Annotated in this window: 5 protein-coding genes; all 5 read left to right on the top strand. The window is 42.1% G+C overall.

Translation table 11 applies throughout. From position 1 onward, the window contains the following. The first annotated feature begins 211 nt into the window (after positions 1-211). Positions 212-3316: a TonB-dependent receptor gene (locus tag Q0502_RS00405; protein WP_298645849.1), complete on the top strand. Its 3105-nt coding sequence runs from the start codon at positions 212-214 to the stop codon at positions 3314-3316. A 15-nt stretch (positions 3317-3331) separates the two neighbouring features. Further along, positions 3332-5266 (top strand): RagB/SusD family nutrient uptake outer membrane protein, encoded by a 1935-nt coding sequence (locus tag Q0502_RS00400; protein WP_298645847.1) that lies wholly within the window; start codon positions 3332-3334, stop codon positions 5264-5266. 18 nt (positions 5267-5284) lie between these two features. Beyond that, positions 5285-6496 carry a DUF4959 domain-containing protein gene (locus Q0502_RS00395; RefSeq protein WP_298645845.1) on the top strand — a complete coding sequence of 404 codons (1212 nt, stop codon included), beginning with the start codon at positions 5285-5287 and terminating at the stop codon, positions 6494-6496. A 23-nt stretch (positions 6497-6519) separates the two neighbouring features. Continuing rightward, entirely contained in the window at positions 6520-7749 is a 1230-nt protein-coding gene (locus Q0502_RS00390; protein WP_298645842.1) for a DUF4998 domain-containing protein, read from the top strand. 183 nt (positions 7750-7932) lie between these two features. Further along, a partial coding sequence (locus Q0502_RS00385; RefSeq protein WP_298645839.1) for a hypothetical protein occupies positions 7933-8226 on the top strand: 294 nt, incomplete at its 3' end.

Raw genomic sequence — 8226 nt, 5'->3', positions numbered from 1 at the left:
AGAAAAGACTTTTTTATTTTAAAGAAAACAAACTCTCCTTATATGGATATAACTCCAGTATAAGGAGAATTCATTATGCCCGTATGGAAATTCCGACAGGCATCGGGGCCTTATATTATTACGGCAAATAAAAAAACTATTCCTTTTTAACGGTAACATTTAACAACCTGAAATAAATTCTAATTATTAATCTAAAGCAAATGAAAATGAGATGAAAAAAAAATTAAATTTTTTACTATGTATTTTATTATGCTTCCCTTTCTATTTGTCTGCACAGCAAGCACAAATAAGGGGAAAGGTTGTGGAAGCGGAAACAGGCGAGCCTCTGCCGGGAGTCAGTGTCCTGATAGAGAACTCAACCAGGGGGGTGACCACCGACATTGACGGCACCTTCGAGATAAGGGCCACCCCTTCTGACAAACTAGTCTTCTCTTTCCTCGGGATGGAATCCCAGATCATCGCAGTAGGGAATCAAAGCTATATTGAGGTAGCTATGAGCCCGGCGGCCAGCGAGCTTGACGAGGTTACCATCGTAGCTTTCGGAAAGCAAAAGAAAGAAAGTGTTATCGGTGCTATTACTACCGTGAATCCAAAAGATTTAAAAGTACCTTCGAGTAATCTTACCACAGCACTGGCCGGGAATATGGCCGGTGTCATCGCTTACCAGCGAAGTGGAGAACCCGGACAGGATAATGCCGATTTCTTTGTCCGCGGTATAACAACTTTTGGAACAAACACCAACCCGTTGATATTAATTGACGGTGTAGAACTCACATCAACCGATCTCGCCCGCCTTCGTCCAGATGATATTCAAAGTTTTTCTATATTGAAGGATGCTACTGCAACAGCTTTATACGGTGCCCGTGGTGCAAATGGGGTTGTTTTGGTAACTACTAAAGAGGGTGTTGAAGGTCCTGCGAAAATTTCATTCCGCTTCGAAAATTCAATATCGGCTCCAACGCAAACGGTTGATATGGCTGATCCTATAACTTATATGAAAATGCATAATGAAGCGATCCTTACTAGAGACCCCTTAGGAACCATCCTATATTCGCAGGAAAAAATCGAAATGACAGAGGCTGGCAAGTATCCGCTTATTTATCCCGCGAACGACTGGAAAGAGATGTTGTTTAAGGATTACACCATGAATCAACGAGCAAACTTAAATGTTAGTGGTGGTGGCGGAGTTGCTCGTTACTACGTCGCGGGCTCTTTCAATCGCGACAACGGTATCCTGAAAGTAGATAAACGCAATAATTTCAACAACAATATAGCCATAAATAATTACGATCTACGGTCGAATGTCAATATTGATATAACCAATATCACGGAATTGATTGTACGTTTGAGTGCCAATTTTGAAGAATACAAGGGCCCTTTGCTGGGGGGAGCCGATATGTATTATTTAATGGTGCACTCCAACCCCGTGCTTTTTCCCGCTTATTACCCTGCGGATGAGGAGTTCCAGTACGCGAAGCATATTTTGTTTGGTAACTATAACAATAGTAAAATCAATCCCTATGCAGAAATGGTTCGTGGTTACAAGGAGAAGTCGCGTTCACAAATACTGGCTCAATTAGAATTGAAACAGGAGTTAGATTTCATTACTAAAGGATTATCTGCTAGAGGAATGATGAATGTTAGTCGCTTGTCGCAATTTGCAGTGAACCGGATATATAATCCGTTTTATTATGAAATTGCTACCTATAACAGACTAACAGGTGATTACAAGTTAATGGAAACTTATATTGGTACAGAATATTTGGGATATGGAGAATTGCCTGGGGAAAGAGAACAGAATTCCTCGTTTTATTTTGAAGGGAGTTTAAACCATGTTCGTGATTTCGGGAAACATAACATCAGCAGCTTGTTGGTATTCCAGGCACGGCAGACCTTGACTGCTAACGCGGGTTCGTTACAGCTATCACTCCCTTCCAGAAATGTTGGATTATCCGGGCGTGCCACCTATTCGTATGATTCTCGTTATTTTGGTGAATTTAACTTTGGCTATAACGGGAGTGAACGTTTTGATAAAGACAATCGTTTTGGTTTCTTTCCGTCAGCAGGTGCCGCGTGGCTCATTTCCAACGAAGCGTTCTGGGAAAACATGAAACCTGTTATTAACAACCTGAAACTGCGCTATTCCTATGGTTTAATCGGTAACGATCAGATAGGCACTGCTTATGACCGGTTCTTCTATCTCTCGGAAGTGAACATGAATGATGGCGGTAGGGCAGCCGTATTCGGACAGGAATACAACACGAGATATAACGGAATCACGATTAACCGGTATGCCAATCCATATATAACTTGGGAAAAATCATATAAACAAAACTATGCTCTTGAATTGGGTGTGTGGAATGAACTGAGTCTTATAGCCGAATATTTTACAGAAAGAAGAACCAATATCCTGATGACCCGGTCAAGTATTCCCACTACGATGGGTTTGACCGCGACCCCGAGAGCAAATGTGGGCGAAGCATCGGGTAAAGGGGTGGATATGACTTTGGAGTACCAGAAAAACTGGAACAACGATTTTTGGACATCGGCACGTGCTAATTTCACGTATGCCACCAGCCAATATGATGTGTACGAGGAACCGGAATACAAAGAACCTTGGCGCTCAAGGGTAGGTTTGTCATTAAATCAGGTAACCGGGTATATTGCCGAAAGGCTTTTTGTAGATGATGAAGAAGCGGCTAGTTCACCGCCACAATACATCGGTACTTCTGATTATGGCGGAGGTGATATTAAATACCTGGATGTAAACCGCGATGGTAGAATAACAGAAGCTGACAGAGTCCCCATAGGTCATCCTACGGTTCCCGAGATTGTGTATGGATTTGGGATTTCAACGGGATATAAAGGATTCGATTTTTCCGTATTTTTCCAGGGGGCAGGCCGGCAATCATTTTGGATCAATGCAAGTGGAGATTCAAGAGGAACAGCTCCTTTTATCAATGATGCCCAAATTCTCAAGGTATATGCCGACAGTTATTGGTCTGAAGAAAATCAAAACGTGTACGCGTTATGGCCAAGATTAAGTACGACATTGAACTCGAATAATGTGGCAACGAGTACGTGGTTTATGCGAAATGCTAGTTTTCTGCGTCTCAAACAGATGGAGTTAGGCTATACAATACCCAAGCAAGTAACTGAAAAAATAGGAATGAATAATCTCCGCTTCTATGTCAGTGGAACCAATCTGCTTCTATTCAGCAGGTTTAAGATGTGGGACGTGGAAATGGCAGGTAATGGGTTGGGATATCCTATTCAGAGAGTGGTTAACTTTGGATTAAATTTTACTTTTAACTAATTAAGGATAATAAATATGAAAAAATATAGAATTATAATATTTGCCGCTATCATGAGCTTAACTGCTTGTAGTGATTGGTTGGATGTGGTACCCGATGGTGTTGCTACCTTGGATATGGCATTTAATTCGAGAGTACAAGCCCTAAAATATTTGGCTACCGCTTACTCGTATATGCCGAAAAATGGAGGTTCTAGCGACCCTACCACGTTAGGAGGAGATGATATATGGACCAGGAGAACTACTCATTTTTCCAACCGTTTCTCTCTTGCCGGCCTTGATATAAGCGAGGGAAACCAAAATGCTACCAGTCCCGTACTTCCGAGATGGGGCAGTATGTATCAAGCATTACGCGTTTGCAATACCTTTTTGGAAAATGTTCATTTGGTTCCGGATCTGCAAGCCTGGGAACGTGAACAATGGATTGCTGAGGCTAAAGTTTTAAAAGCTTATTACCATTTTAGCCTTGTACAGATGTATGGTCCTATCCCCCTCATCCGTGAAAATATGTCGGTGGATGCTGATGTGTACGCTGTGAAGGTAGAGCGAGAACCGGTAGACGAATGTTTTAATTATATTATACAATTACTGGATGAAGCCAGCGAAGGCGACATGCTTCCCACGTTTGTACTCGATCCGGCTAGCGATTACGGGCGTATTACCAAACCCATTGCGCTTGCGCTGAAGGCAAAAGTGCTGGTAACAGCCGCGAGTCCTTTGTTCAATGGCAATAATGATCAGGCAACTTTGAAAAATCATGACGGCACCCTCCTGTTCGACACGACATTCAAACCCGAAAAATGGGATTCGGCATTGGCCGCCTGCAAGGAAGCTATTGATATATGCCATGAAGCAGGGCTTATGTTATACACGTATGAAGACGCGGCCAACAGGTACAACGATACGATTGTCCTGAATGTAACTCTTCGGAATGCCTTTAACCTGCGTTCGAACAGTGAAGTAATTTGGGCAAACACGCAAATGATTTCAATTCCCTCTAACGGGGGGATGATTCATGCATCCATGCCGAAACTGAATCCGGATTACGTTAATAGCAATGACATTTGCAAGTGGTTGGGTATGCCGATCAAAATTGCCGAAATGTTTTATACCGAAAATGGAATCCCCTTGGAAGAGGATAAAACTAGAAATTTCGGCGACCTTTACAATCTGAGAACCGCCCAGGCAAAAGACAGATTTTATATACGACAGGGAAGAACGACTGTCGATATGCACTTCGAGCGTGAACCCCGTTTTTACGCGTGGGTAGGCTTCGACGGAGGTGTGTGGTTTGGTGCCGGGCAATATAATGATAAAGATGCATCGTCGTTGAGATACCTAGCCTTTAAAATAGGCGAAACGGATGGTACCGAGGGACAAGGGAACTGGACAGGCTATATCCCAAAAAAATACATTCCTTATGAAGCCCAACTTAACGCGATCAACAATATATCTTCGCCAAGCTATGCCTGGCCAATCATGCGGTTGAGCGATCTATACCTATTATATGCTGAAGCTATAAACGAAGCCGAAGGCCCTAATGGCGCCAATAGCGCCGAATTGTTCCAGTATATCGATCTGATTCGCGCTCGTGCTGGTTTAAAAGGAGTAAAGGAGTCATGGGATACGTATACCAACAGCCAGAAGTACAATACGCAGGCAGGTATGCGTGAAATTATACAAAGGGAACGCTCGATTGAACTTTCGTTCGAGGGACAACGCTTTTGGGATATACGCCGGTGGAAAACCGCTCCAACTGAATACCATACCCCTCTGCAAGGATGGAATATGATGGTATCCACCATTGACGGAACGGAAGAAGAAATCAACCGGATGATGTACCAACCACAACTTTTGGCAGAACAAAAGTTCGGTATTCGTGATTATTTCTGGCCTATCAGTACCGGCGATATTGAAGCGAATCCAAACTTGGTACAAAATATTGGATGGTAACAATTAAAATATTACATCATGAAGAATAGAATAATATATATCATTATTTTACTAATGCCGATTGTATGGATTGGTTGTAAGGAAGAGGGGCGTATTGATTTTATTGATGATACCATACCCGCTCCCGGTCAGGTGACAAATGTAACAGTACATAACAAACCGGGAGGAGCTGTATTGAAATATAAATTGCCGATAGATAAGAATCTGCTTTATATTCGTGCTGAATATGAAATCCAACCTGGCGTAATACGCGAAACAAAGTCGTCGTATTTCAAAGATTCCTTAGTTTTAGAAGGATTCGGCGTTCCGGATACGTACGACGTCAAACTGTATTCGGTTGGGAAAAACGAAAAAGAATCAACACCATATGTTGTACAAATCAACCCAACGACAGCTCCCGTACAACTGGCAAGCAAAAAGTTCAGGGATACTTTCGGAGGAGTAGCTATTGATTTCGAAAATCCGGAAAAAGCAAACTTGGCAATAGTATTGATGGCCGATACGGCGAATTTGGGTTACATGAGTGAGTTAATCACGTATTATACCTCTATGCCAAAAGGAACTTTCACTTATCGCGGTATTGGTGGATTAGAGCCCGTGGAACAGGAATTCGCGATGTATGTTCGCGATAGGTGGGGGAATTATTCCGATACATTAGTGGCTAAGGTGACGCCATGGTTTGAAGAGTTTATTCCTAAAGCTACCTGGAGAGATTTTACCCTTCCCGGTGATATACCTCCGGTCAATTCAGGTTACGCGATAACAAGAATATGGGATGAGGTTTATGGAGTAGATGGATTCCATGGTATGGAAACCCAAATGCTACCTCACAACCTCACATGGGACCTTGGAAGAACCGTCAAATTGAGCCGTCTGAAATATTGGCCCCGAGGGCATGCAGACGATAGATGGAAGAGAGGACATGCAAAGGTATTTGAAATATGGGGCTCTGTTTCGCCCAATCCTACCGGAGTGATGGACGACAGTTGGATACCGCTCGGGCGATTTGAGAGTTTGAAACCGTCCGGCCCCGGAACGCAAATTACCCAGGAAGACATTGCTTTTGCAGACGAAGGTATCGAATTTGAATTCAGTGTTAGCGATTTTGCCCCGAATCCTTTTACTTCTGTCAGGTATATCAGGTTTAGAACCATATCTACCTACGCGAATGCTTCATTTTCGACGGTTCATATTAAGGAATTGAGTTTTTGGGGAGAATTAATCAATTAAAGCTAAATCATTAAAAATCAATTATGATGAAGAATATAATATTTATCATCTTTATTGGGGTCGTGTTAGGATTCTCTTCATGCGATAGCCAGGCAGATATTTACGAGAAACATGTTGTTCCTAATGGATTGATTTATCCGGGACCGGCACAGAATCCGATTGCATATCCGGGTGACAACCGTATTAAAATATCGTGGTTGAGAGGTACCGACCCCCGGGTGCAGAAAGCAAGAATATTCTGGAATAATTACACCGACTCGGTTGAGCTGTCTATAGCTGCCGACATGGATACTGTAAGCTATATTATTGCCCCGATTGCTGAAAATACTTATTCATTTATGGTTCACACGTATGACGATGAAGGAAATATGTCTATTCCCATTGAAGTATTAGGTACGGTATATGGCGATAACTATAGGGGCATGCTGACAAACCGTTTGTTGAAGAGTACATACTATGATGGACAAGATCTTAAACTGAACTGGGGAACAGCCGAAAGTACCGAGGTAGGCATCCACCTGAACTGGAAAGATACAAATGGCACCAGCCAGACTATGGATGTGGATCCATCGGAAACTGAAGCACTGCTTCCCTACTTCGACCTCGATAAGCCTTTGTCCTACAGTACTACGTATAAACCGGACTCACTGGCAATTGATGTATTCCAGGCAACAACGGTCGAAAAAATGATCGATCCGGTAACATTTATTCCCAAAACTACCTGGGTGGCAAAAACGTTGCCTGGCGATATGGGCATAAACGGTAGTTATCCCTTATCTCGTTTTTGGGACGGAAACACAACCAATTTCATGCATTCGGCTGGAGTTACCTCCGTTCCCTGTTCATTTACATGGGATATGGGCATAAAAGCAAAACTAAGCCGAATGAAATTTTGGCCACGTAACGATAATGACGATCGTTGGAATAAAGGCATGCCAAGATTGTTTGAGATTTACGGATCTCTGGATCCAAATCCAGATGGAAGTTTGGATAATACCTGGACTCTGTTAGGTACCTTTGAATGTGTTCAACCATCAGGAAATGGAACAAAAAGTCCTTGGGAAGCTCCTACTTCGGAAGACATAGCACTCTCCAACAGTGGTTTATATTTTGAATTCATGCCAGGTGATAATGTCGACCCGTCTGCCACAGTCAGGTATATCAGGTTCAGAAGCCTCGAGAATTTCAATCCTACTCAAACCCCACGTCTATTACTTGCGGAGATCAGTTTTTGGGGAACGTTAGTGAAATAAAACAATCTTCACTTTAAAGGAAGAAAAAACTGATTGTCCAAAAAAATAACTACTTTTGTTATTGTAGTATTGTTATTGTGATGAATATAAAGCTACAACTGTTAGTACGATGGGCAAACTTAAAATTTGCCCTCGTACTTCTTCTGAGATTTTTTTGTCGGACAACAGTAATTTATTTTTTTCATGAAAAAACATACAAACAAAGTTTTTTTACTCTCACTCTTTGTTTTCAATGGGATAATTCTATCTTGCACCTCCACTGTTAATGCCCAGGATTTCCTCGTAACCATACAGCGAGACAGTTTAAATTGTAAAATTGGGAAGCTGACCGATGATTTTTATCCCATTGAATTCAAATGGGATGATGAACTGATGAGTGGTATGATCCATAAGGATTCTGTATTGTATTACAAGAAGAATATGTTCCGAAGCATAGATGATAATCGTTTGCGCCCCTGGTATCCTACAGTTTCTTTG

The sequence above is a fragment of the uncultured Proteiniphilum sp. genome (assembly GCF_937873925.1).
Taxonomy (GTDB): Bacteria; Bacteroidota; Bacteroidia; order Bacteroidales; family Dysgonomonadaceae; genus Proteiniphilum.
The sequence above is the reverse complement of the archived record's forward strand: the minus strand, read 5'-3'. Positions and strand labels throughout refer to the sequence as shown.